Annotated in this window: 2 protein-coding genes; both read left to right on the forward strand. The window is 33.0% G+C overall.

The genetic code is table 11. The features are described 5' to 3' along the window. The first annotated feature begins 310 nt into the window (after window positions 1–310). Complete coding sequence (locus tag CWS31_RS17275; protein WP_101344033.1) at window positions 311–502, forward strand: hypothetical protein; 192 nt, start codon at window positions 311–313, stop codon at window positions 500–502. A gap of 139 nt (window positions 503–641) precedes the next feature. Then, window positions 642–1088, forward strand: a complete 447-nt coding sequence (locus tag CWS31_RS17280) for a hypothetical protein (protein ID WP_101344032.1) — start codon at window positions 642–644, stop codon at window positions 1086–1088. Window positions 1089–1226 lie beyond the last annotated feature (138 nt).

Genomic DNA, 1226 nt, shown 5'->3' on the forward strand with positions numbered 1-1226 from the left:
GTTCAAACACCTAACAAGGCATTAAAGCAGGACAAAAAACAGTTTGCTGTTTCGTACCTCAACATTTTAGCAAACAATTTTTTGCCTCTTAATGAGGCGTTATGTATAAAAAGGAATCCTGAGTGTCCTCACAAAAATATATTATCATTGGAGCTGTATTGATCTCTATTTCTATTGTGCTGGCTCCTATATTTTCATATAAATATAAAATAGATCAATGTGTCAAAACCTATATTGAACCTAGCCCGTCAAAGGCAGATATTAAATTTGTTAATGATTACTGCACCAGACTTATTAATAAAGGCTAACGATGGAATATAAAGCAATAGAAGAAATGGTTTGTGAAGACAAAGCTAAAAGGATGCAAGAAGCAAAGGATCTTAACAATGAAAAAGAATTCGATATACATAAAAAAGATTTAATTGGGCTAGTAGAAATATTAAAGCGTACGAACAATAAAGCATTTATCAAATATAAAGACATAATTAAAACTGACTTTTAGTTAGTTAGTGTGCAAATTTATACATAACAAACTGTTAAACAAGGACAAAAACAGTTGGTTTTTGCTCCTGCGTCGCTTATTTTAACCAACTATTTTTTGCCTGTTAACAGGGCGTTATGATGATTCGCAGGGATAGAGTATGAAATTACTATCATTAATTTTTCTAACCATTTCTTTTTCCGTTTTGGCGACAAAGCCAGATCGTGTGAATATCATCACCCCAAAAGTTGCAGCTTGTCATGGATTTGAGATAACCGACAAAGACAATGAAACATTAGTTTTAAATTACCCTAAAACTATTAATAAACGTTGGCTTGCTTCAAGCGTCACTCTTGTTTACAAAACTAACGGCGAAGAGGTTTTTCTTAACCGTGTTCCATACAGCCAGCTTAATGATGAGCCATACATATGGGTTGGTTTTCACAATGGTTTCAAACAAGACCATGATGCCCGCATAGATATTTCATATTCATGCACTGATTGTGAATTTGAAAGAAGTGAGTTTTATAGCATTGAGTCTATTAAGAAATTCAGTGAGCTATCTGATTTTAGTAAAAATGAGTTTGTGTGTAATAAATCATCATAACAAGAAATTTAACAAGGACAAAAAACAGTTGGCTTTTGCTCCTACGTCGCTTATTTTAGCCAACTGTTTTTTGCCTGTTAATTAGGCGTTAGGTGTATTGGGTTATTTGCGTAAGGTATATTTTTTGATTCACGTTTT

Source organism: Colwellia echini (assembly GCF_002843355.2).
GTDB classification, from domain to species: domain Bacteria; phylum Pseudomonadota; class Gammaproteobacteria; order Enterobacterales; family Alteromonadaceae; genus Colwellia; species Colwellia echini.